Source organism: Azospirillum lipoferum 4B (assembly GCF_000283655.1).
In the GTDB taxonomy this organism is placed as follows: domain Bacteria; phylum Pseudomonadota; class Alphaproteobacteria; order Azospirillales; family Azospirillaceae; genus Azospirillum; species Azospirillum lipoferum_C.
In genome coordinates, this window is sequence record NC_016587.1 from 1 (window position 1) to 23607 (window position 23607).

Annotated in this window: 20 protein-coding genes; 8 read left to right on the forward strand and 12 right to left on the reverse strand. The window is 69.2% G+C overall.

Translation table 11 applies throughout. The features are described 5' to 3' along the window. Positions 1–91 precede the first annotated feature (91 nt). The 4 genes from AZOLI_RS24270 to AZOLI_RS24285 all read right to left on the reverse strand — a co-directional run bounded on the left by AZOLI_RS24270 (position 92) and on the right by AZOLI_RS24285 (position 3908). Complete coding sequence (locus AZOLI_RS24270; protein WP_014189268.1) at positions 92–457, reverse strand: hypothetical protein; 366 nt, start codon at positions 455–457, stop codon at positions 92–94. A 99-nt stretch (positions 458–556) separates the two neighbouring features. After that, on the reverse strand, positions 557–1528 hold the full coding sequence (locus tag AZOLI_RS24275) for an endonuclease/exonuclease/phosphatase family protein (protein ID WP_014189269.1): 972 nt from the start codon (positions 1526–1528) through the stop codon (positions 557–559). A 97-nt stretch (positions 1529–1625) separates the two neighbouring features. Continuing rightward, complete coding sequence (locus AZOLI_RS24280) at positions 1626–2276, reverse strand: chemotaxis protein (protein ID WP_014189270.1); 651 nt, start codon at positions 2274–2276, stop codon at positions 1626–1628. A gap of 150 nt (positions 2277–2426) precedes the next feature. After that, on the reverse strand, positions 2427–3908 hold the full coding sequence (locus AZOLI_RS24285) for a D-alanyl-D-alanine carboxypeptidase/D-alanyl-D-alanine-endopeptidase (protein WP_014189271.1): 1482 nt from the start codon (positions 3906–3908) through the stop codon (positions 2427–2429). A gap of 124 nt (positions 3909–4032) precedes the next feature. Here AZOLI_RS24285 and AZOLI_RS24290 point away from each other — a divergent pair, with 124 nt between their 5' ends. Beyond that, positions 4033–5904, forward strand: coding sequence for an FHA domain-containing protein (locus AZOLI_RS24290; protein WP_014189272.1), 1872 nt, complete (start codon positions 4033–4035; stop codon positions 5902–5904). Positions 5905–6051: 147 nt separating this feature from the next. Here the strand turns inward: AZOLI_RS24290 and AZOLI_RS24295 are convergent, their stop codons facing one another. The 3 genes from AZOLI_RS24295 to AZOLI_RS24305 all read right to left on the reverse strand — a co-directional run bounded on the left by AZOLI_RS24295 (position 6052) and on the right by AZOLI_RS24305 (position 9494). Beyond that, the gene (locus tag AZOLI_RS24295) at positions 6052–7296 is read right to left on the reverse strand and encodes an MFS transporter (RefSeq protein WP_014189273.1); all 1245 of its coding nucleotides are present in this window, start codon (positions 7294–7296) and stop codon (positions 6052–6054) included. Positions 7297–7618: 322 nt separating this feature from the next. Further along, on the reverse strand, positions 7619–8323 hold the full coding sequence (locus tag AZOLI_RS24300; protein WP_014189275.1) for a hypothetical protein: 705 nt from the start codon (positions 8321–8323) through the stop codon (positions 7619–7621). A 139-nt stretch (positions 8324–8462) separates the two neighbouring features. After that, positions 8463–9494 carry a sensor histidine kinase gene (locus AZOLI_RS24305; protein WP_065814243.1) on the reverse strand — a complete coding sequence of 344 codons (1032 nt, stop codon included), beginning with the start codon at positions 9492–9494 and terminating at the stop codon, positions 8463–8465. Between the two features lie 324 nt (positions 9495–9818). Here AZOLI_RS24305 and AZOLI_RS24310 point away from each other — a divergent pair, with 324 nt between their 5' ends. From AZOLI_RS24310 to AZOLI_RS24340, 7 genes are all read left to right on the forward strand, one after another. Beyond that, complete coding sequence (locus AZOLI_RS24310; RefSeq protein ID WP_014189278.1) at positions 9819–10868, forward strand: amino acid ABC transporter substrate-binding protein; 1050 nt, start codon at positions 9819–9821, stop codon at positions 10866–10868. 181 nt (positions 10869–11049) lie between these two features. After that, positions 11050–12207, forward strand: a complete 1158-nt coding sequence (locus AZOLI_RS24315; protein WP_014189279.1) for an amino acid ABC transporter permease — start codon at positions 11050–11052, stop codon at positions 12205–12207. Next, entirely contained in the window at positions 12204–13394 is a 1191-nt protein-coding gene (locus AZOLI_RS24320; RefSeq protein WP_014189280.1) for an amino acid ABC transporter permease, read from the forward strand. The genes AZOLI_RS24315 and AZOLI_RS24320 overlap by 4 nt, the downstream gene beginning before the upstream one ends. A 20-nt stretch (positions 13395–13414) precedes the next feature. Beyond that, a complete protein-coding gene (locus tag AZOLI_RS24325) occupies positions 13415–14158 on the forward strand; it encodes an amino acid ABC transporter ATP-binding protein (RefSeq protein ID WP_014189281.1) in 744 nt (247 codons plus the stop codon). Positions 14159–14217: 59 nt separating this feature from the next. After that, positions 14218–14925: a response regulator gene (locus tag AZOLI_RS24330; RefSeq protein WP_014189282.1), complete on the forward strand. Its 708-nt coding sequence runs from the start codon at positions 14218–14220 to the stop codon at positions 14923–14925. A 548-nt stretch (positions 14926–15473) separates the two neighbouring features. Next, on the forward strand, positions 15474–17702 hold the full coding sequence (locus tag AZOLI_RS24335; protein ID WP_014189283.1) for a methyl-accepting chemotaxis protein: 2229 nt from the start codon (positions 15474–15476) through the stop codon (positions 17700–17702). A gap of 55 nt (positions 17703–17757) precedes the next feature. Then, positions 17758–18804: an amino acid ABC transporter substrate-binding protein gene (locus AZOLI_RS24340; protein WP_244442660.1), complete on the forward strand. Its 1047-nt coding sequence runs from the start codon at positions 17758–17760 to the stop codon at positions 18802–18804. 175 nt (positions 18805–18979) lie between these two features. Here the strand turns inward: AZOLI_RS24340 and AZOLI_RS24345 are convergent, their stop codons facing one another. Genes AZOLI_RS24345 through AZOLI_RS24365 form a run of 5 tightly spaced genes read right to left on the reverse strand, consistent with a single transcriptional unit; the run spans position 18980 to position 23568 of the window. Then, positions 18980–19693: an ABC transporter ATP-binding protein gene (locus AZOLI_RS24345; protein ID WP_014189285.1), complete on the reverse strand. Its 714-nt coding sequence runs from the start codon at positions 19691–19693 to the stop codon at positions 18980–18982. Beyond that, positions 19683–20438 (reverse strand): ABC transporter ATP-binding protein, encoded by a 756-nt coding sequence (locus AZOLI_RS24350; protein ID WP_014189286.1) that lies wholly within the window; start codon positions 20436–20438, stop codon positions 19683–19685. Before AZOLI_RS24350 ends, AZOLI_RS24345 begins: the two co-directional genes overlap by 11 nt. Beyond that, positions 20435–21457, reverse strand: a complete 1023-nt coding sequence (locus tag AZOLI_RS24355) for a branched-chain amino acid ABC transporter permease (protein WP_014189287.1) — start codon at positions 21455–21457, stop codon at positions 20435–20437. The genes AZOLI_RS24350 and AZOLI_RS24355 overlap by 4 nt, the downstream gene beginning before the upstream one ends. Continuing rightward, entirely contained in the window at positions 21454–22323 is an 870-nt protein-coding gene (locus tag AZOLI_RS24360; RefSeq protein ID WP_014189288.1) for a branched-chain amino acid ABC transporter permease, read from the reverse strand. Before AZOLI_RS24360 ends, AZOLI_RS24355 begins: the two co-directional genes overlap by 4 nt. Before the next feature lie 60 nt (positions 22324–22383). Beyond that, on the reverse strand, positions 22384–23568 hold the full coding sequence (locus tag AZOLI_RS24365; RefSeq protein ID WP_014189289.1) for an ABC transporter substrate-binding protein: 1185 nt from the start codon (positions 23566–23568) through the stop codon (positions 22384–22386). Between the last annotated feature and the right edge of the window lie 39 nt (positions 23569–23607).

Sequence of the window (23607 nt, forward strand, 5' to 3'; positions counted from 1 at the left end):
AGAGGGAACTCCGCCACCCTCGTACTTAACCCCCTCTCCCGCATAGCGGGGGAGGGTTGGGGAGGGGGCGCGGCGTCAGCCGCATCCATCTTCACCCCTTCTTCACCGCCGCCTTCTCCCGATCCACCACCTCCAGAATCCGCTGCAACGCCTCCGTGCTCAGCGGCGACTCCATCGTCAGCCCATCGCCGAACTTGCGCAGCGCGCCGATGGCGCGGCGCCGCGCGATGAACTCGTCGTCGCCCGGCTCGAAGGGCTCGACCACCGGACCCTTGTAATAACCGCCGCGGAAGCCCCACTGGCGGCGCCCGTCGGCGCGCCATTCGCTGCCGTCGGACAGCACCATGCAGCGCCCGCCTTCGGTATAGCGCTCCACCGTTGCGGTGGATTGCGGAATGGACTGGCCGCTGCAGATCGTCACGCGGTCGCCGACGCGGAAGCTGGCGGCAGTGAACATGCTGTCTCCCCAATTGGCGCCGGCCCTCTCAACCGGACCCGAGCGCCGCAGAAATTCCGAAGACGCTGTTTTCCACCAGTTGCCCCGGCAAATCCAGCCCTACAGCGCGAAACTCGCCACCACCGGCGCGTGATAGCTGACGGGGGAGGGCTCGTCGGCATGATCGACCTCGTCCGTCAGCTCCTCGTTGTGGATGGCGACCTCCCGCAGCCGTTCGGTCAGGCGCGGCGAGGCCATCAGATGGTCGAGAAGCACCGGCGTGCCGGCGTGCAGGACGGTGTAGCGCCGCTCGTCCGGGATCGCCTGCTCCAGCGGCTCCAGCACGCGGTTCGCCAGCTCCGGGTTGCCGGTGAAGTCGGGGCCGGCGCGGATGATGCGGACGGCGGTCTGCTCCAGGTCGGCGTTGCAGTCGCCGGCCACCACGATCAGCGCATCGGGATCGGCGTCGAACAGCCGGTCGACCGCCAGACGCGTCTCCAGCGCCTGCCCCGTCCGCTTGATCGAGGCGAGATAGAAGCCCTCCGCCCAGCCGGCCGCCGTCTTCCAGCTCTGGGCGCCGGTCTTCTGCCCCGGCACCGGGGCGGCGATGGGGGCGCGCAGATGCAGGTCGAAGACATGCAGGATGCGGCCGTCCGGCATCTCCACCTCGGCATGCAGCACCGGCCGGTCCCAGCCGACTTCGGTCTCCCTGTCCGAGGCCGGGTCGGCGGTGGCGAGGCGCACGCGGGCCGGCGGAACCAGATGGTGGCGCAGCAGCCGCGCCGCCCTGATCGGCCAGCGGCTGACGATCACCGGGTTGTGGCGGTCGGCCGGCGACGGGGCATCGCCCGCGGTAATATGATAATCCGCATAGCGCGTGCCCGCCAGAAGGCGGGTGAGCGCGCGCAAGCTCCGCGGCTCGCTCTTCACCGGGTGCTGGGCATCGACCTCCTGCAGGCAGAGGATGTCGGCCTCCAGCCGCTCCAGCTGCGGGCGCAGGGTGGCGATCCGCGCCTCGAAGGGCGGCTCGTCGGCATCGTCGTCCAGGTTTTCCAGGTTGAAGGTGGCGATCCGGAACAGCGTGTCGACCATGGCGGGCTCCGCGGAGGAACGGCGGGTGTCGGCGGCGCGCCCATGGATGAGGCCCGCGGATGAGGGCCGTGAATTGGGGCGCCGCCGGTCGAGCCTATCAGAACAGCTCGACGTCGCCTTCGATCCGCGTCCGGCCCAGATGTTCCATATAGGACGACTCGTTGCGGGCGATGTCGTGCAGGGTGTCGTCGCCGATCAGCCGGCGCTGGCTGCGCCCGCTGGTGGGGAAGAAGCGCACGGCGCGGGGGCTGGCGCCGCCGACGTCCCAGCTGACGGTGGGGATGCCTTCCGTCGCCAGATACTCCATCACGAACTCGACGTTGCGCTGGCCGATGTTGGCGGTGCGCAGCGTGGTCAGGTTCACGTTGGCGCCGCCGAACAGCTTGGCGCGCAGCCGGTCGCGCCGGCCGGTGACGGCAAGCAGACGGTTGATCAGTTGCTCCATCGCCGTGGCGCCGTAGCGGGACGACAGCGACAGCGTGTCCGTGCCGGCATCGGGCAGCAGGAAATGGTTCATCCCGCCGATCTCCGCCACCGGGTCGTACAGGCAGGCGGCGACGCAGGAACCCAGCGTGGTGGTGATGACGACGTTCGGGTCGTCGGTGACGACGCAGCCGCCGACGACGATGTTGACGATCTCCGCCCCCAGCCGCCGGTCATGGTAGCGGTTGGCGGCGACGTCCTGCCGTTCCAGCCTGCGGCGCAGGACGCTGCGCGCGGTCGAGGTGCGGGGACTGTCTGTCATCATCTGGCGGGGGACCCTCGCTGCTGAATGCGGACGGATATGGAGCGTGGAGACCCTCAATCAATCGAAGCGGCGATCGTTCGGGTTGCAGCCAATCAATTTTGATTTGCATTTTACCATATGCTTCATACTCCGTCCTATGACCTATGTCAGTCAATAGGTTAAAACCCACCGCTCCAATATCCCGCTCTGCAACGCACGGGCGTCCGCGGCCCAGACGCGTGCATCGGATGGGATGGCGGTCACCCGGCGATCCAGCGCCGCGTCCATCGCCGCCCGGCGCCCGGCATCGGCGATGAACAGGACGAAGCCCAGCCGCCGGCCGCTGGCCGCCGTCAGCAGCCCGGCCAACCCCTTGACATAGGCCAGGGTCCCGGACTTGGCCCGGACGCCGGGGGGCAGCGCCTTTCCCTCCTCCTCCCCCGGCAGCAGGTCCCACAGCGCCGGCCCGCCGGCCCGCAGCAGCGCCGCCATCTGCCGCGGCGTGGCGCGCGACCCGGTGCCCAGCCCCGAATGGTTGGCCAGCCGCAACCCGCTCCACCCCTCCCCGTCCAGCGGCTGCCGCGCCAACAGGCCCTGCAGCAGCGCCGCGGAACGCCCGAGCGTCGCGACGGCCGGATCCAGCCGCCGCGCGGCGGCCAGCCCGATGGTCTCGGCCGACAGGTTGTTGGAATGGCGCAGAAGCCCGCGGACCAGCTCCGCCAGCGGCAAGCTGTCCAGGGTCGCAAACGGCATCGCAGCGGCCGGCGCCCGTCCCGGCAGGGGCGGCGGCAGGGCGATGCCGGCCTCGGCGGCCAACCGGCGGAACAGCGTGGCGGCGGCCAGTCCCGGCCGGGCCACCGGCACCCAGGCCGCCCCGGTCGCCCCGGTCGCCCCCGCTGCCGGCGCCGTCATGCGCCAACGATCCGCCCCATCCGGCAGCAGCGGAAAGCGGCCGCCCGCCGCCATCGGCAGGACGGTGACGCTGTCCAGCGGCAGCCGCCCGGCATCGGCGACGGTCAGCGCCTCCGGCCCGCCCCGGCCCCAACTCAGCAGCGCGCGGTTGTAGTTCAGCGACAGCGCCCCGACGCCCGTGTTGTAGGGAGCGGCCCAGGGCTGGCCCGAATCGATCTCCGCCAGTTCGGGCAGCAGCGAGGCATCGAAGAGGAAGCGCCCCTCCACCCGGCGAAGTCCGGCGGCACGCGCCCGGTCGAGCAGCTGCAGCAGCCCCTCCGTCGCGAGCGCCGGGTCGCCGCCGCCCTGCAGGATCAGGTCGCCGCGCAGCACCCCGTCGGCTGACAGCCTGCCGGCAGACAGCTGGCCGCCGGATAGCCCACCGCCCAACAGCCGGGTTGCGAATCGGTGGTCCGGTCCCAGCAGGGCCAGCGCCGCCGAGGCGGTCGGCAGTTTCGCCACCGATGCCGGGATGAAGGGGGTGTCGGCCGCCCGCGCCTCCACCGCCCGGCCGCTGTCGGGATCGAACAGGATATAGCCGACCGCGGTGCCTTCCGGCCCCTCCCCTTCTAGATTTCCGGTTGCAGAATATGAAGGCCGCGCCACTGCGGGCAGAGCGAGGATACCGAGCAGGCCGAGGAACGGACGGCGGCCGAGCGGCATCGCGGGCAGGCGGCGCCTCAAATCGGGAAGGACGGTCACGGGTCGGGTCTTTCCGCTTCTGATACAGGCTTTCATAAAGTATTTTAGGGAAAAATCGCTGGAAATCGCGAACAGGGACGTAGCCGGGCAGCAGTCCGACAGGGGCAGGCCAAAGGGGGGCGGTATGGCAATGTCCAAGCGGCGCGAGGCGCGCTTCGAGGTGGTGGTCGAACAGGGCGGCAAACCGAACATCGACGGCGTCTTCGATGACGAGAAGTCGGCGACGGAACGCGCCAACTTCCTGCTGCGCCTTGCCAAGTTCCCGGTGGTGCGGGTGGTGAAGGTCACCGGCACCGGTCGGGAAGAGACGATCTTCCAGAAATCCTCCTCCGGCGGAACCAAGCTGACCACCATCTCGCCGATCGAGGAGGCCAGCCTCTGCACAAGCGTGCAGCAGGTCTTCTCCTTCGACAGCCGGATGACCCTGCTGCGGCTGCTGCGCGGTTATTGGGACGACCAGGGCGTCATTCCGGCGGAGCAGCTTCATCGCTACTATCCGTTGCGCTATTTCGAGCGGGAGGCGCTGCTGTTCAACCCGGCGCTCAGCCGGCTCGCCGCCATCCAGGCGCCGATGCTCGGGCTGAAGCCGCATGAACGCTACGACCAGATCGCCCGCCTGTTCGCCGGGCTGAAGGAACTCGCCCAGGCGTCCGACACGCTGGCGCCCTTCGATCAGGCGCTGATGCGCGGCGGCATATCCGGGCTGCTGCTCGCCGCCGTCGACCGCCCGGTGGAGGAGCGCGACCGCATCGTCACCCACGCCTTCGGCACGCTGCTGGAACCGCACCGCGAATGGGGGGCCAAGCTGTCCGCGGTGCTGCGCCTGCACCAGGAGGGCGACGGCGAGAACAGCCGGCTGGTCGACGAGTTCACGGCGGAGATCGTCGACGGGCGGGAGCCGATCCGCGCGCTGATCGGCTACGCGCCCGACCTGGGATCGGCCATCCTGGCGCTGCTGGCCACCCTGCGCGGCGACCTGGACGACCGCCTGCCCCATACCGAACCGCTGCTGGCGCTGTCGAATGTGCTCGGGTCCGAGGGACCGACGACCGGCTTTCCCCGCACGCGGGAGGCGCTGCTCAACCGCATCCGCGGCGGGCTGGACGGGCTGACGCCGCTGACCCGCACCGGAGCGGCCAGCGACGCCCGCGCCTTCGGCGCCATCGTCGACGGGATGATCGCCTTCGACGGCTTCATGGGCGGTCCGGCCATGGCGGAATCGCTGACCCGCCGCGGCAAGACGGTGTGGGCGACCGGCGGCAGCGACCTGCCTTTCGAGGAAACGATGACAAGGCTGACCGGGCGCTTCGGCACGGCGGCCGGGCGGCTGGGCTATCTGCTGGATCTCGGCACCAGCGCCTATGGCCACCGCAAGATCAGCACCGTCATCCAGCGTGTCGCCGACGAGTTCAACCGGATTAAATCGGCCGCCGAGCTCGCCGCCCCCGGCGCCTCCCTCCAGGAGGTGCGCGAAGGTCTGGGCCGCCGGCTGCGGGCCGCCGGCATTCCCCGCGCCCTGGCCGACGGGCTGATCGCAAAGATCGCAGCCATCCCCGACGACCAGAGGATATCGGTGACCGGCAGCGGCGTCGTGACGGGGATGCGCTTCGCGTCTTCGACGGCGGAGGTGATGACGGTCGACATGCAGGCGCCGGCGGCGGCGGCGCTGCGCCTGACGCTGAGCTTCCAGGGCCGCACGGTCGCCCTGCCCGATTTCGGCGGCGACGTCGTCATCGGCCGCGCCGCCGAATGCGGCATCGTGCTGGACCATGCCTCCGCCTCGCGCCGCCATGCGGTGGTGCGGCTGCGCGACGGCGCCTTCACGCTGGAGGATCTCAGCCGCAACGGCACCCGGCTGGTGCGGCAGACCGGCGAACAGCGCCTGCTGAAGATGGGCGACGTGGTGCCACTGTCCGGCCGGGGGGAGATCGTAATCGGCTCCCTCGACCTCGGCGAACATCCGGCACGGATCGCCTGGGACGTGTCGGGACGCTAAGCAGGTTTCTCCAGATCGGGCCACAGGCCCGGCCTGGAGAAACCTGCGGACTCTATGGTTTTGCAGGTTTTCCGAGCCCGCCCATTCGTGGGCGGAGTTCGGAAAACCTGCTTAGGGTCGGGGGGCCAGGGTCGGAACGTCGACCGCTCAGTCGCCGGCGCAGGCCTCGGCCAGCCGGGCGTCGGCGGCACGGCTGGCACGGTCGTCCAGCATCGCCACCGCCCACACCGCCAGACCGCCCAGCGCCAGCGCCGAACCGACCCAGGCGGTGGAGGTCCAGCCCCAGCCGGCGGCGATCGCCATGCCGCCCAGCCAGGGGCCGAGTGCGTTGGCGGCGTTGAAGGCGCTGTGGTTCAGCGCGGCGGCCAGCGTCTGCGCGTCCTCCGCCACATCCATCAGCCGGGCCTGCAAGGGCGTGCCCAGCCCGCCGCCGCAGCCGATCATGAACACCACGACCGACACCAGCCAGACATTGCCGGCGGCGAAGGGATAGAGCGCCAGCGAGCCGGCGCTCCACAGCAGGAGGAAGGCGACTGTCGGCATCAGGGCGCGGTCGGCCGCCCAGGCGCTGACCAGCGTGCCGACGGTCATGCCGGCGCCGAACACCGCCAGCACCACCGGCACCGCCGAGGGCGACACCTGCGTCACCTCCATCAGCGTCGAGGCGACATAGGTATAGACGGCGAACATGCCGCCGAAGCCGATGGCGCCGATGCCCAGCGTCAGCCAGACCTGCCGCCGCTTCAGCGCACCCAGCTCACGCAGCGGGCTGGCATTCGGATGCGGGCGGTCCTTGGGCGCGTAAATCCAGACCAGCAGCACGGTCAGCAGGGCCAGCAGCCCGACGACGCCAAAGCCCCAACGCCAGCCCAGCGCCTGGCCGATCCAGTTCGCCATCGGCACACCGACGATGGTCGCCACCGTCAGCCCCAGCATGGTGCGCGCCACCGCCTGCGCCCGGCGCTGCGGCGGCACCAGCGACGCCGCGACCAGGGCGGCCACGCCGAAATAGGCGCCGTGCGGCAGGCCGCTCATGAATCGGAAGACCAGCATCCAGCCATAGGAGGGCGAAAAGGCGCTGGCCACATTGGCGGCGGCGAAGACCGCCATCAGCCCGATCAGCAGCGTCCGGCGCGACAGCCGTGCCGCCAGCACCGCGATCACCGGCGCGCCCACCACCACGCCCAGCGCATAGGCGCTGATGACGTGCCCGGCGGTCGGCTCGTCGATGCCGAGGCCGCGGGCGAAATAGGGCAGCAGGCTCATCGTCGCGAACTCGGTCGTTCCGATGGCGAAACCGCCCATGGCGAGCGCCAGAAGCACCAGCCCGGGATGGGCCGAGGCCACCCGTGCCTCGGCACGCATGTCGCCGTGATGGCCGCCAGAAGCCATGGTCGTTTCTCCGCTGTCGCCGCTCGATGAAGGGATTCGGGAACCCGGCGGTCAGGGGACGGAAAACGACCGGGACAAGGTCAGGATATTTGCCTCACCCATGCTGAGGCAATCCGCCGCAGGCCGCCAATTCCGCAGATGCGAGATGAGCGGCGGGCATGGCTCGGGCGGGTGGGGGACAATCCCCTCTCCCCCCGGGGAGAGGGTTAGGGTGAGGGGGATGCGTGGCGAGGAGTCCCGCAAAGGCACGCGGTGCATCCCTCTCACCCTCCCCACTTCGTGGGTCTCCTCCCTCTCCCGGGGCGGGAAAGGGCATTCATGCCTAAAGCAGATCCTTGAACAGCGGCATCTCCGGCGCTTTCGTGGCCTTGCCCTGCTTGCGGGGGGCGGACTTCCGTTTCGGCTTGTCCTCGGCCTTGGCGGGCTGCTCCACCGGCAGTTCCGGTGCGGCCATCGGCATGGGGAGTTCCGCCGCCGGTTCCGGCGCCTCCTGCGGCGGAGCGGGCTCAGGCTCCGGTGCGGCGGCAGCCTCCGGCACCACCTCCGGCTCCACTTCCGCCACCTCCTCCGCCACCGGTTCCGCAGGCGGTGCGGCCACCGGCGCCACTTCAGGCGCGGCTTCCGGCACGGCCTCCGCCTCCGGCTGCGCTGCTTTCTTCTTGCGCGGCGGCCGGCGCGGCGCGACGCCGACGCCGTCCTTCGCGCGTTGCTTGCCCATGTCGCGGGCTTGGGCTTCCGGTGCGGCGGCATCCTCGGTCAGCCATTTGCGGCGCTTGATGACCTCGTTCACCCGACCCTGGTTGACGCCCAGCTGGAAGGCGATCTCCTGCTGGGTCATGTTGGTGGTTTCGTGCAGATGCAGGATCTCGGCGGCCAGTTCCGGCGTCATCTTGCGTCCGGTCAGGCGCCGGGCCGGGCGGATGGAGCGTTGGCTGCGGTCGCGCGCCCTCAGGGATTCCAGGATCTCCAGCGCCGCCGTGTTGCCCGCCGCCTTCAGCGCGTCCTCGAATTCCTTCAGCGTCGCCATGAACTTCCCTCCCCCTGTCACCGGCCCCTGTTGCCGGCCGGTTCCCGCTGCAACCGGCAGGATCACAGATAGTTCATGTCTTGGCGATGGAAAAGCCGTGGCATGTCCGTGTCCTTGCACGCGGGCTCCCCGCCGGGGCTCAGGCGGGAAAGCGCAGGTCGATCCGCGTGCCGGCGCCGTCGGCGGGGCCATAGCTCAGCTCGCCGGACAGCTGGGCGGCCAGGCTCTGGATGATCTTCCAGCCCAGGCTCGGCAGGCGCAGGACATCGACCCCTTCCGGCAAACCGACGCCGTCGTCGGTCACCCGCAGGTGCAGATGGCCGGGATGGTCCGGCACGGCATGCAGGTCGATGGCGACGATGCCGCCCTCGCGGCCGACGAAGGCGTGCTTCAGGGCGTTGGTCAGTGCCTCCACGATCAGCAGGGCCAGGGCCAGCAGCCGTTCGGGCGACTGCGGCGCCGCCCCGACCGAGACGCGGCAGGTGACGTCGGGTTTGCCGGCGGCCTCCAGCATGTCCCGGCACAGCCCTTCGACGTGGCGGCCGAAATCGTCGCCCGACCGCGGATCGTGCAGGCGCCGGTGCACCCGCGCCATGGTGTCCAGCCGCCGCCCCGCCTCCTCCAGCGCCGCCATCGCCCCTTCCGGCGACCGGCCGACCGACCGCCTCTGCAGGTCGAGGACCGACGAGACGAACTGCATGTTGTTGGCGACCCGGTGCTGAAGCTCGTGGAACATGGTGGTCTGCGCCGCCAGCAGGGAGGCGGTGCGGGCACGCTCCTCGTGCAGGCGCGCCAGCGTCACCTGCATGCCGTGGATCAGCGCGATGTCCACCGCGACGATCACCGCATAGAAGGTCAGCGCCAGCCCGCTGGACGCGTTCAGCGTGAAGGTTTCGTAGGGCGGAATGAAGAAGTACCAGGCGGCCAGCCCGGAGAGCACCGCCGTCGCCACCCCCGGCCCCAGCCCGACGACGAAGGTGGTCAGGATCACCGCGGGAAAGAAGGTGAGATAGGGGAAGCCGGACGGAAGGATGCCGTCGACGCTCCAGCGCAGCAGCAGGGCGATGACAAAGGTCGACAGCCCCGCGCCATAGCGCAGGGCGGGACCGCGCCGAAGCAGCGAAAAACGCGCCACCCGCTGCCAGACCGTCCACTCCGAACCCATCGACATCCCGTTCACGCAATACCGGCGCCAGCATAGCACCGGCAGCCGGCGCGTGTATGGGCAGTCTGCCGATGTCGCCCGAAAATTCCCGACGGCGCCGCCCTTGACCGGTATCGGGCGAAGCGCAACCGCCGGCTTCGCCGCAGAAGAGGTGATTTGTCCAAAGCTGTTCACAACTCTGCCACGCCCGTTCAAGTCCGCGGGGCACTTTGTTCAATCCACTGAGCGATTGTCGGGATGCGCGGCGGCCGGGGACATGCCCCGACCCGGCGCCCCCCGAACGATCTCCGAACGATCTCCGAACGACCTAGGCTGAAGGAGCCCCGCCCCGTGAAGACCCGTCCCGTGAAGTCCCGTCTGGGCGCGTTCGCCATCGCGGCCACCCTGTCCGTCTCCGCTCTCGCCCTGTCCGGCACCGCCCAGGCCGGCGCCACCTTCGACGGCGTGAAGCAGAAGGGCTACGTCCAGTGCGGTGTCAACCTGGGCCTCTACGGCTTCTCGTCGCCGGACGACAAGGGCAAGTGGACGGGCCTGGACGTCGACATGTGCCGCGCCGTCGCCGCCGCCATGTTCGGCGATGCCGAAAAGGTGAAGTACACCCCGCTGTCGGCGCAGCAGCGCCTGCCGGCCCTGCAGTCCGGCGAGATCGACATCCTCGCCCGCAACACCACCCGCACCCTGACCCGCGACACCGCCAACGGCCTGAACTTCACGCCGACCAATTACTATGACGGCCAGGGCTTCATGGTGTCGTCCAAGCTGGGGCTGAAGAGCGCCAAGCAGCTGAACGGCGCCACCGTCTGCGTCCTGCCCGGCACCACGACCGAGCAGAACGTGTCGGATTACTTCCGCGCCAACAAGATGACCTTCAAGCCGGTCGTCATCGAGAAGAACGAGGAGCTGAACAAGGCCTTCTTCGCCGGCCGCTGCGACGCCCTGACCTCCGACGCCTCGCAGCTGGCCGCCATCCGCGCCGCCGAGGTGCCGAACCCCAACGACTACGTCATCCTGCCCGAGCTGATCTCCAAGGAGCCGCTGTCCCCGGCCGTCCGCCAGGGCGACGAGGAATGGATGAATCTGGTCACCTGGGCCTTCTACGCCATGGTCCAGGCCGAGGAGAAGGGCATCACGTCGCAGACCGTCGACGCCGCCTTGACCTCTCCCGATCCCGACGTGAAGCGCCTGCTGGGCGTGACCGCCGGCAACGGCAAGGCGCTGGGCGTCGAGGAGAACTGGGCCTTCAACATCATCAAGCAGGTCGGCAACTACGCCCAGAGCTATGAGCGCAACGTCGGCGCCGGCTCCAAGCTGAAGATGCCGCGCGGCCAGAACGCCCTCTACACCGAAGGCGGCCTGATGTACGCCCCGCCGATGAAGTAAGCGAGTCATCCCTCTCCCGCCCCGGGAGAGGGAAGGGGCCCATGCGGAGCATGGGAAGGGTGAGGGGTCAGGCAAGGATCGATAATCCATGTCTGGATCACCCCTCACCCTCCCGCCTTCGGCGGGTCCCTCCCTCTCCCGGGACGGGAGAGGGTAGTCATCTCCCGCACGGAGCAACACCATGACAAACCCGGTCCAGGCGCTGAACTCCGCGCGCGTGCGGGGGTGGCTGTATCAGGCGCTGTTCCTGGCCTGCACCCTCGCCGTCGCCTGGTATCTCGTTTCCAACACGCTGACCAACCTCGCCACCCGCGGCGTCGCCACCGGGCTCGGCTTCCTGCAGCGCGAGGCCGGTTTCGAGATCGGCGAGAGCCTGCTGTCCTATTCCGCCTCCGACACCTATCTGAAGGCGCTGGTCGTCGGCCTGCTGAACACGCTGTCGGTGTCGGCCACCGGCGTCGTGCTGGCGACCGTGCTGGGCGTGCTGATCGGCATCGGGCGGCTCTCCTCCAACTGGATGGTGAACCGCTTCGCCGCCCTGTATGTCGAGACGGTCCGCAACGTGCCGCTGCTGCTGCAGCTGGTGGTCTGGTACACCATCATGAACCGGCTCCCCAGCCCGCGCGAGGCGCTGGAAATCCTGCCGGGCATCTTCCTCAGCAACCGCGGCATGAAGTTCCCGGTCCTGGTGGAGCATGCCGGCCATGGCTGGGTCCTGCTGGCTCTGCTGGCCGGCATCGCCGCCGCCGTCGCCATCGTCCGCCACGGCCGCCGCCACCGCGAGACGACCGGCAAGCCCTTCCCCACCCTGCCGGCCGCCATCGCAGCGGTGCTGCTGCCGCCGGCCGCGGCGTTCGTCGCCACCGGCGCGCCGCTGGCCTTCGACGTGCCGGTCCTGGCCGGCTTCAACTTCGAGGGCGGCGGATCGGTCACCCCGGAATTCACCGCGCTGCTGATCGGCCTGTCGGTCTACACCGCCGGCTTCATCGCCGAGATCGTGCGCTCCGGCATCCTCGCCGTGCCGCACGGCCAGACCGAGGCCGGCCTGGCGCTGGGGCTGTCGCCGGGCAAGATCCTGCGCCTGATCATCCTGCCGCAGGCGCTGCGCGTCATCGTGCCGCCGCTGACCAGCCAATATCTGAACCTGACCAAGAACAGCTCGCTGGCCGTCGCCATCGGCTATCCGGATCTGGTCAGCGTCTCCAACACATCGGCCAACCAGACCGGTCAGGTGGTGGAGGCGGTGGCGATGATGATGCTCGTCTACCTCGTCATCAGCCTCAGCATCTCCGCCTTCATGAACTGGTACAACCGCCGTGTGGCCCTGGTGACGCGATGAGGGACCCGATGAGCACGCACTCCCCGGCCGACCGGGCCGCCATCCCCACCGGTCCCGTCCCCCCCGCCCGCTGGGCCGCCTCCTACGAGGAGGAGCCGAGCCAGGCCTCCGCCCCGCCGCAGGCCAACGGCATGACGGCGCTCAAGCCCTTCGGCTGGGCCAAGGACAACCTGTTCAACACGCCGCTGAACACGGTCCTGACGCTGGCCTGCCTCGGCCTGCTGTGGCTGGTGGTTCCGCCGATGGCGAGCTGGCTTGTGCTGAACGCCAGCTGGTCCGCCACCGGCTCGGAGGCCTGCCGCGAGGCGGCCGGCGCCTGCTGGTCGGTGATCGCGGTCAAGCACCGGCTGATCTTCTTCGGCACCTACCCCTATGACGAGCAGTGGCGCCCCTTCCTGGCCTGCGCCCTGTTCGTGGCGATGCTGGGCGCCAGCGGCGTGCGCGCCTTCTGGCGGCCCTGGCTGGCCGGCGCCTGGGCGCTGACGCTGGTCGGCATGGGCGTGCTGATGTGGGGCGGCGTCGCCGGCCTCAGCTATGTGCCGAACGACCGCTGGGGCGGCCTGCCGATCACGCTGATGCTGTCGGTCTTCTCCATCGCGCTGGCCTTCCCGCTGTCGATCCTGCTGGCTCTGGGCCGCCAGTCGTCGCTGCCGGCGATCCGCAGCTTCTGCGTCGGCTTCATCGAGCTGATGCGCGGCGTGCCGCTGATCAGCGTGCTGTTCATGGCCTCGGTGATGTTCCCGCTGTTCCTGCCGGAAGGCGTCACGGTGGACAAGCTGCTGCGCGCGCTGGCCGGCATGACCCTGTTCACCGCCGCCTATCTGGCCGAGGCCGTGCGCGGCGGGTTGCAGGCGATCCCCAGGGGCCAGTACGAGGCGGCCGATGCGCTCGGCCTCAGCTACTGGCAGAAGACGATGCTGATCGTCCTGCCGCAGGCCCTGCGCATCGTCATCCCGCCCATCGTCAACCAGTTCATCAGTGCCTTCAAGGACACCTCGCTGGTCACCATCGTCGGCCTGTACGACCTGCTGACCGCCGCCACCGTGGCGACGACCGACCCCGAATGGCGCCCCTATTTCGCCGAGGTCTATATCTTCGCCGGGCTGATGTTCTGGATCTTCTGCTTCAGCATGTCGCGCTACAGCCAGTGGCTGGAGCGTCTGGCCAACCGTTACACCAGCCGCTGACCGGCTCTGGAGACCGAGCAATGACCGAAAACGCCATCATCGAACTCCGCAAGGTCGGCAAGTGGTACAACAGCTACCACGCGCTCCGCGACGTCAGCCTGTCGATCGGCAAGGGCGAGAAGGTCGTCGTCTGCGGCCCGTCCGGGTCGGGCAAGTCGACGATGATCCGCTGCATAAACCGGCTCGAGGCGCACCAGACCGGCCACATCGTCGTCGACGGCATCGAGCTGACCGACGACGTCAAGGCGGTGGAGAAGATCCGCCGCAAGGTCGGCATGGTGTTCCAGAACTTCAACCTGTTCCCGCACCTGACCGTGCTGCAGAACCTGACGCTGGCCCCCATCTGGGTCCGCGGCATGGCGAAGTCCGAGATCGAGGAGATCGCCATGATGTACCTGAAGCGGGTGCGCATCCCCGATCAGGCGCACAAGTTCCCCGGCCAGCTGTCGGGCGGCCAGCAGCAGCGCGTCGCCATCGCCCGCGCGCTCTGCATGCGGCCGGAGATCATGCTGTTCGACGAGCCGACCTCGGCCCTCGACCCCGAGATGGTCAAGGAGGTGCTGGACGTCATGACCGAGCTGGCGGGCGAGGGCATGACCATGGTCTGCGTCACCCACGAAATGGGTTTCGCCCGGCAGGTCGCCGACTCTATTGTCTTCATGGCCGAAGGCTCGATCGTCGAGAGCGGGTCGCCGGCGCAATTCTTCGAGAACCCGAAAAGCGAGCGCACCCGCCAGTTCCTGGGCCAGATCCTGGAACATTGAGGCGAACATCGAGGCGGACCCGCCGGTAAGGCGGGGTGCGGAAGGCGGACGAGAGGGCCATGCCGGCGACCATTGCCATCACCGACGACGACGCGGTGACGCGCGAGACGCTGAAGTCCTACCTGACGGACGAGGGCTTCGACGTCCTGCTGGCCCGAAGTGCGGAGGAGCTGAAGGACCTGCTGGCGACCGCCGCGGTGGACGTCGTGCTGCTCGACATCCGGCTGCCGCGCCAGGACGGGCTGACCCTGACCCGCGAGCTTCGCGCGGTGTCGGAGATCGGCATCATCCTGGTCAGCAGCCGGGCGGAGAAGCTGGACCGCATCATCGGGCTGGAGATGGGGGCCGACGACTACATCGCGAAGCCCTTCGAACCGCGCGAGATCCTGGCACGGTTGCGGAACCTGCTGCGCCGGCTGAAGGCGCCGGGCGATCAGCGCGACGACCGCCGGCGCTGCTTCGCCGGCTGGACCCTGTGGCTGGACCGCATGCGCCTGACCGACCCGCAGGGCCGGCCGGTGCGGCTGACGGGGGCGGAGTTCGAACTGCTGTCGACCTTCGTCTGCAACCCCGGCCGGGTGATGAACCGCGACTATCTTCTGACGGCGACGACCCGGCGGAAGACGGACGCGACCGACCGCACCATCGACAGCCTGGTCCGCCGCCTGCGCCGCCTGATCGAGACCGACGCCGCCGACCCCCGGCTGATCGTGACCGTCCACGGCACGGGCTACCTGTTCGCCGGCGACGTCACCCAGGACGGGTGAAAACTCCCTCTCCCGTCCCGGGAGAGGGAAGGGGCCCAAGCGGAGCTTGGGAAGGGTGAGGGATAAGACAAGGATCAAAAATCCATGTCCGGATAGCCCCTCACCCTCCCCGCGCCTCCGGCGCGGGTCCCCTCCCTCTCCCGAGGCGGGAGAGGGCCATACACCGAACCCCGAGCAAACTCCCCCGTCGCTTCAGTCTCGCGGCGGCCACGCGCTCGGCAACCTGGGCCACGGAAATCGCGAAAATTTTTCGCCGGCTTCCGTGGCCCATTTTTTATGCATCGACGCAGGCAATCGGCCTTTTCCGAAGTCAATCCGCCACATCCGGTTGCTTTTCGTCTTGCATCATTCCTCCATAGGAAAGTCCTGGACGGCCGACCAGTCAGAAAATCCGCCCTTTCCTTTGTCTGCGATAGTCCTGCTTGTCTCAAATGCAAACGAAAAGACACGAGCTGTTCACAAATGGACGCTAAACCGTTCAAAGGGCCCTGCGACGATGTGCGCGTAGCAATCCGTGAAACCGGTCTGTGGCGGCGGGGGGTTTGGGCATGACGGCAATCTCGAAGACGGCGGGCGGAATCACGGACGACGGCGGCACGCGCCACCGCTTCTGGACCCTGCGCCGCGCCATGGTGTCGGTGGTGGGCGTTCTGGTGGCGGCGCTGATCGCCAGCCAGGCCTGGGTGTCGCAACGCTACACCGACTTCGCGCTGACCACCTTCAACAGCAGTGCCGCGGCGACCCTGCGGGTGCTGGCCAACGACCGCATCCGCAAGAACTACACCGAATGGCTCCAGGGCCACGCCAACGAATGGAGCCGCGACTCCTTCCTGGTCGACAGCATCAACCAGAAGGACCCGGCCAAGACGATGCTGGCGCTGAAGAACATCAACGCCCGCCCCGTCGTGGTCGACCGCGAGGTCCGGCTGGTCTCGGTCGCCGTCTATGACGCCGACATGGCGCGCATCGCCGCGACCGGCGGGGAGCAGGACAGCGTCGCCACCGTCGCCCCGCTGTTCGAGGCGCTGAAGTCGCGCGACCTCGCCGACAAGCGCCGCCCGGCCAGCCTGCTGTGGCGCGACGGCCAGGGCCGGCCGCTCTACAGCATGATCGTGCCCATCGGCGGTTTCCGCGTGCTGGGCTTCCTGGAGGTGGTGACCGATCCGCTGCCGGCCCTGTCCAGCCTCGGCGCCGTGCTGGATGCCGACATCCGCTTCACCGACGCCAAGGGCGGCGTGCTTTTCGAATCCAAGGGCAGCGCGCCCTCGGACCATGCGCAGCTGTCCAGCACCACGGTGGCGCTCGGCGGCGACGGCGGGCTGCCCTGGGCGACGGCGGAAATCTCGCGCGACGTCGCCGAATTCGTCGACGCCACCGAGGAACTCCGCAACGACGCCCTCAAGATGGTTGCGGCCTTCGCGCTGGCCGTCGCCATCGCCGCCACCCTGCTTCTGCGCGTCGCCGTCTTCGCCACCCTGCGCAAATTCGCCCGCGCCATGGAGCAGATCGCCGCCGGCGACCTTTCCATCGAAATCCCCCGCACCGGCCGCGACGAGCTGGCGGTGATGGCGGCGGCGCTGCGCCATCTGCGCGGCAGCGTCGAACAGGTTCTGCTGATGAAGCGGATGGTCGACAGCAGCCCGGTGCCGACCGCCCTGCTGCGCACCGATGGCCCGAATGGAGAAGGACAGGTGGGATTCGTCAATCCGGCAGCCCGCGCCTTCTGCGAGGCGCACGGCATCGACCCGACCGGCCCCGACCTGCTGGCCCAGGGTCCTGACTTCACCGCCGACTGCACCGACCCCACCCGCCCGCCGATCCCGCGCCGCACCCTGACGGTCGGCGAGACCACGGTGGAGGCCCATGTCGACACCGTGTTCGACGACCAGGGCAATGTGCTGGGCAAGACGCTGTCCTGGACCGACGTGACCGACCAGATGCGCTCGGCTGCGCTCGCCCGCCAGTTGATGGAGGATGTGCATCAGGTGGCGTCGGGCGTCGCCACCCAGTCGGGCCAGCTGCGCGAGTTGGCCGACGCGCTGCGCCAGCAGTCGGCCGGCACCATCGACAGCACGGTCAGCGCCGGCAACTTCGTCGCCGAGAGCACCCGCAACGCCACCACCTGCAACGACAGCGCCGAGGTGCTGATGGACACCATCGGCAGCGTCTCCAGCCTCGCGACTGAAGCCGCGGGGGTGGTCGGCGCCACGCTGGGCGAGCTGACCGCCGCCCGCGAGGTGGTCGGCCAACTGGGCGAGAACACCGAGCAGATCCGCCGCATCGTCGACGTCATCACCGGCATCGCCCACCAGACCAAGCTGCTGGCGCTGAACGCCACCATCGAGGCGGCGGCGGCCGGCGTGGCGGGCCGCGGCTTCGCCGTGGTGGCGGCGGAGGTGAAGAAGCTGGCGGAGGAGACCGCCAACGCCACCGTGCAGATCGCCAGTTCGGTCAGCGCCATCAACGGCAGCATCCAGAACACCGTCGGCACCTTCGCCCGCATCTCCGGCTCGGTCGAGCGCATCAACGAGGTGCAGGATCTGATCGGCGAGGCGGTGGCGCGCCAGACCCAATCCTCCACCGACATCCGCAACCGGGTCGGCGTGATCGCCGGCAACACCGGCGAGGTGGCGGCACTGATCGACGGGGTCAGCGCCCAGGCCGCAAGGACCGGCGACATCGCCGGCTCGCTGACCCTGACGGCGAACACGCTGGCCGAGGAAGCCGCTTCGCTGCATAGTCTGCTCGGCACGCTGCGCGCCCAGCAGGCGGCCTGACCGCGGCCCGCCCGGTGCCGGACGCTGTGCGGATGGGCGCCGGACGGTTCGGGAGATGGATGTCACGATGAGGCTGGTCGGGACCCTCCGGCGTTTCGCTGCCGGGATGCTGCTGGCGCTGCTGGCGGCCTCACCGGTTTTCGCCGACGACGGCGAAACGCTGGAGCGCATCCACGGCCGCGGCTTCCTGATCTGCGGGCTGCGCAGCGGGGTCAGCGGGATTTCCTTTTCCGACCCGCAGGGGCACCTGGACGGTTTCCTCGTCGACGTCTGCCGCGTCTTCGCCGCGGCGACTCTCGGAAACGCCCAGGCGATCCGCGTCGTCCGCCTGCCGGAGAAGCCACAGGAATTCTCGGCGGTGGAGAAACACGAGGTCGACATCGCGCTGACCACCACGACCTGGACCTTCAGCCGCGACCTGTCCCACGACATCGAGTTCCTGATGCCGCTGCTGCATGACGGCCAGGGCTTCGCCATCCACGGCGACGGAACGCCGCCGCCGCTCGACCGGCTGGGCGCGCGCACCGTCTGCGTCAAGACGGCGACCACCACGGTCCGCAACCTGGAGGACCATATCCGCAAGTCCGACCTGCCCTGGACGATGCGGACCTTCCAGACGCTGGACGAGGCGCTGCAGGCCTTCCTCGCCCATGAATGCGACCTGCTGACCACCGACCGCACGGTGCTGGTCACCTCGCTCGCCGGCTACCGCAAGGCGGGGATGGGCATCCACATCTACCCGGACGTGATCTCGCGCGAGCCGCTGACCCCCTATATCGCGCGCGGCGACCGCAACTGGTACGACATCGCCCGCTGGGTCCTCCACGCCATCGTGCTGGCCGACGCCAGGGGCGTCACCTCCGCCGACGTGCAGGCGGGCCGCATCCCCGACGATTCCGAACTGCACCGCATGCTGGGCCATGCCGGCACCGCCGCCCGCAACCTGGGCCTGCCCGACGACTGGGCCCTGCAGGTGCTGGCGCAGGTCGGGAACTACGGCGAGATCTTCGAGCGCAACCTGGGAATCCCCTACGGCATGGACCGCGGCCTGAACAAGCCCTGGACCCAGGGCGGGCTGCTGTACGCGCCGCCGTTCAGGTAGGAGCGCCGACATGAATACTCCCTCTCCCGCCCCGGGAGAGGGAAGGGGCCCATGCGGAGCATGGGAAGGGTGAGGGGTTAGACAAGGAGCCATGCGGTTCGGGATGCTCGGATCACCCCTCACCCTCCCGCCTGCGGCGGGTCCCTCCCTCTCCCGGGACGGGAGAGGGTATTTTTTACGCCGCCAGCGCCACGCCCAGATGGCGTTCCAGCAGCGCCGCATCCGCCTTCGCCTGCGCCGCCGGCCCGGCATGCACCACCCGGCCGCGGTCGAGGAAGACCACGCGGTCGGCGAACTCCAGCGCGCGGTCGACCTGCTGCTCCACCAGCAGGATGGTCATGTCGAGCTTCGACAGCGCCGCCATCAGCATGTCGCAGATCACCGGGGCCAGCCCCTCCAGCGGTTCGTCCAGCAGAAGCACCGTCGGCTTGCCGAGCAGCGCGCGGGCGACCGACAGCATCTGCTGCTCGCCGCCCGACAGCTCGCCGCCGCCGTTGCGCCGCCGCTCGGCCAGCCGCGGGAACAGCTCATACGCCTCCTCCAACGCCGAGCGCGGACGGCCCTTCAGCCCGGTGACGAGATTCTCCTCCACCGTCAGCGACTTGAAGATGTCGCGCGTCTGCGGGACATAGCCCAGCCCTGCCGCCGCCCGCGCCGAGCTGCTCATCCCGCCGAGCTCCACCCCGTCCAGCCGGATGGTGCCGCCATGGCGGGTGGTCTGGCCGACCAGCGTCGCCAGCGTCGTCGTCTTACCCACCCCGTTGCGGCCGAGCAGGGCCAGCCGCCCGCCGGCCGGCACGCTGAAGGAGATGCCGTCGAGGATCAGCGTCTTGCCGTAGCCGGCGCGCAGATCCGCGACCTCCAGGCTTCCGACCGCTTCAGTGGGCATTGGTCCGGCTCCCCAGATAGACTTCGCGCACGCGCGGGTCGGCGACGATCTCCTTGGCGGTGCCGGTGCACAGCAGCCGCCCCTGCGCCAGCACAACGATCGAACTGGCGAAGCGGAAGACGAGGTCCATGTCGTGCTCGATCATCAGCACCGCCAGATCCTTGGGCAGCCGGTCGATGGCGTCGAGGATGCGCTGGCTTTCCGAATGGGGCACGCCGGCCGCCGGCTCGTCGAGGATCAGCACCTTCGGCTTCATGGCAAGCGCCAGCGCGATCTCCAGCAGCCGCTGCTGCCCATAAGCCAGCGAGCCGACCGCCGTGTGCGCCACATGGGTCAGCCCCATGGTGCCCAGCAGATCCGCCACCTCGTCGGCCAGACCGGCCACCTTGGCGACATTGGCGAACAGGCGGAAGGTGCGGCGGTCGCGCTGCAGGACCGCCAGCTCCAGATGCTCGCGCACCGTCATCGACTTGAACAGCCGCGCCACCTGGAAGCTGCGGATCAGCCCCAGCCGCACCCGCTCCGCCGCCGACAGCCTGGTCACGTCGCGGCCGTCCAGCCGGATGGTGCCGGCGCTGGGCGGAATCACCCCGGTGACGAGGTTGACGAAGGTGGTCTTCCCCGCCCCGTTCGGCCCGATCAGGGCGCAGCGGTCACCCGCCTTCAGCGTCATGGAGATGTCGGACGACACCTGGAGGCCACCGAAATTCTTGGACAGCCCCTCCACCTCCAGCAGCGTCGTCATGCGCCGCCCTCCTTTCCGCGCCGCAGCCCGCCCAGCCGTTCCGCCACCGACACGATGCCGCCGGGCAGGAACAGGACGATGCCGATCAGGAACAGGCCGATGAAGGCCATCCAGTGATAGGGGTCGTTGGCGGCCAGGATGTGGTGGACGCCCATGAAGGCCGCCGTGCCGATCACCGCGCCATAGAGCCGCCCGGTGCCGCCCAGCACCAGCATGACCAGCGCCTCCGCCGACCAGGAGAAGCCGGTGCTGTCCAGCCCGACGATGCCGCTGGTCACCGCGGTCAGGGCGCCCGCCACCCCGGCGAAGACGCCGGCCACCGCATAGAGCGCCACCAGATAGGATTTCGGCGAACCGCCGATGGCGGAGATCCGCAGCGGGTCCTCCTTCACCCCGCGGCAGGCCAGCCCGAAGGGCGAGCGCACGATCCGCCGCGCCACCGCCAGCCCGACCACCAGAACCGCCAGCGCGAACAGGTAGGAGGTGTGGCCGAACATGTCGAAGCGGAACATCCCCAGCACCGGCGCCGGGTCGATGCCCGACAGGCCGTCGCTGCCGCCGGTCCAGTCGCGCGCCTTGTTGGCGACCTCCTGAACGATTTGCGCCACGGCGATGGTCAGCATCAGCAGGGTCAGCCCGCGGGCATGCAGGATCAGGGCGCCGGTCGCCAGCGCGATCAGACCGCCGGCCAGCCCGCCGACCGCCAGCATGGCGAAGGGGTCGTTGTTCCAGTTGACCGCGAGGATGCCGGCGGCATAGGCGCCGGTGCCGAACATCGCCGCCTGCCCCAGCGTGGCGATCCCGCCATAGCCGAGCACGAGGTCGAGGGACAGCACGAACAGGGCCGAGGCGGCGATGCGGGTCAGCAGCGCCAGATCGTCCGGCAGCAGCCAATAGGCGGCCAGCCCGACCGCGGCGATCAGCGGGATGCCGATCCAGTCCAGCTCGCGGCGGGCCGCCAGCGGCAGGCGTCGGGTCATGGCGCCGGCCTTTCCGTCAGGTTCCGCGACGCTCGTCATGCCGTCCTCCCTTTGAAGAAGCCGTGGGGCCAGCGGAACAGGATCAGGATCAGCGCGGCGTAGAAGAAGAACTCGCCGAAATTCGGGATCAGGTATTTGCCGGCGGTGTCGACGATCCCCAGTGCCAGCGCCGCCGCGGCCGAGCCGAAGATGCTGCCCGCCCCGCCGACCGCCACCACCGCCAGGAACAGCACGATGTAGCGGATGGCGTAATAGGGTTCCAGCGGCAGAAGCTCCGCCCCCAGCACGCCGCCCAGCGCCGCCAGCCCGGTGCCGAGCGCGAAGGTCGCCAGATAGAGCCGCTCGGTGCGGATGCCCAGCGCCGCCGCCATGGCCGGGTCATCGACCGCCGCGCGCAGCCGGATGCCGAAATCGGTGCGCTCCAGCAGCCACCACAGCCCCAGCAGGGTCGCGGCCCCGGCGGCGATGACGAAGGCACGGTGGGTCGGGATCGCCTTCGGCCCCAGCTCCACCGTGCCGGTCAGCAGCTCCGGCAGCGGGATCCGCTTCAGCGTCGGGCCGAACAGGTAGTTCATGCCGGCGACGATGACGAAGGTCAGGCCGATGGTCAGCAGCACCTGCGCCAGCTCGTTGGCGGAGCCGTAGATGCGGCGGTACAGCAGCCGTTCCAGCGGCAGCGTCGCCAGCACCGTCAGCGCCACCGCCACCGCCAGCGCCGCCCCATAGGGCAGCCCGGCGCCCTGCGCCGCATAGGACGCGACATAGCCGCCGACCATGGCGAAGGCGCCATGCGCCAGATTGACCACCCGCATCAGCCCCAGCGTCACCGACAGCCCGACGGAGATGATGAAGAGGATCATCCCATAGGCGACCCCGTCGACCGCGATTCCGAAGATGCTTTCCATGCCGTCTCTCCGCCGTCCCGCTTCCCGGCCGGGAAGAGGGACGGATTGCGGGATACCCCCTTACTTCGCCAGCTTGTACCCATAGTCCGGCTGTTTCTCGAACGCCGCCTTCTCGACATTCTCCAGCCGGTTCCCGACCTTCTCGACCGTGCGCAGATAGATGGTCTGGGTGATGTGGCGGCTGTTCGGATCGATGGTCACCGGCCCGCGCGGGCTTTCCCAGCTCAGCCCCTTCACCGACTCCACCGCCTTGGCGCCGTCGATCTTGCCGCCGCCGTTCTTGATCATCTGATAGATCAGGTGGGTGCCGTCATAGGCGCCGACCGTGGTGAAGGTGGCGTTGTCGTCGTTGCCGAACAGCTCCTTGTGCTTGGCGAGGAACGCCTTGTTCACCGCCGAGTCGTGGGCGCGGCTGTAATGGAAGCTGGTGGTCATGCCCAGCACCGCGTCGCCCAGCGCCGGCAGGTCGGGCTCCTGCGTGATGTCGCCGGGCCCGAACAGCTTGACGCCCTTTTCCTTCAGCCCGTTGTCGGCGAAGGCCTTGGCGAAGGCCAGCGTGGTCGGGCCGGCGGGCAGGAAGGCATAGACCGCCTCGGCGCCGGTGTCCTTGATCCGCTGCATGAAGGGCGCGAAGTCGTTCGACTTCAGCGGCATGCGGATGGTGTCGGCCACCTTGCCGCCATTCTTCTCGAAGGTCGCCTTGAAGGCCGCCTCGCCGTCCAGGCCGGGACCGTAGTCGCTGACCGCGGTCACCGCGGTCTTGATGCCCTGCTTGGCCATATGCTCGGCCAGCGGAACCGTGTTCTGCCACAGGGTGAAGGAGGTGCGGACGAAGCGCGGCGACTTCTCGGTGATGGCGGAGGTGGCGGCGTTGAACACCACGGCCGGGATGTTCGCCTCGTCGATCAGCGGGGCGACCGCCATGGCGTCGGGCGTGAAGGCGAAGCCGGCCAGGAAGGACACCCGCTCCTTGACGATCAGCTCCTGCGCCAGCGCCTTGGCCTGGGCCGGGTTGGTCTGCTCCAGGTCGCGGAAGACGAACTCCACCGTATCGGCACCGACCGTCTTGCCATGTTCGGCCTGGTATTGGGCGATGCCTTCCTTGAAGGTCTTGCCGAACATCGCGAACGGCCCGGAGAAGGGAGCGATGACGCCGACCTTGATGGTGGCGGCGCCGGCCGGACCGGCCGCCAGCGCCAGACCGAACGCCGCACCCAGCAGCGCGTTGCGCAGAGTCCTCGTCATTGTCCCTCCCACATGTGACCATATGCCGGTGCCGGACGC